1 pseudogene is annotated in these 289 nt (G+C 64.7%); it reads left to right on the top strand.

The window, feature by feature from the left end:
* Positions 1-289, top strand: a pseudogene (locus QMX89_RS22755) (phosphodiesterase); the annotation flags it as partial.

The following is a 289-nucleotide window of genomic DNA, read 5'->3' as shown; positions in this document are numbered from 1 at the left end:
ATGCAGCAGGCCGCGCGGGGTACGCAGTGGCTGGAGCAGGTGGTGGACATCGGTGCCTGGCGAGTGACGCTGCTCGATTCCGCCATCGCAGGTTCGGCGGCGGGTCATCTGGCCGACGAGCAGTTGAAGATGCTCGAACGGTCGCTTGCCGAGGCACCGCACAAGCATCACCTGGTGTGTCTGCACCATCATCCAGTGTCCATCGACAGGTCCTGGATGGAGCCCATCGGCCTGCGCAATCGGCATGCCCTGTTCGAACTGCTTGCCCGCCTTGCGCAAGTGCGGGGTG

Origin of the sequence: Pseudomonas sp. PS01301 (assembly GCF_029960215.1) — a bacterium.
Taxonomy (GTDB): domain Bacteria; phylum Pseudomonadota; class Gammaproteobacteria; order Pseudomonadales; family Pseudomonadaceae; genus Aquipseudomonas; species Aquipseudomonas coleopterorum.
This window is presented reverse-complemented; position numbering and strand designations above follow the sequence as displayed.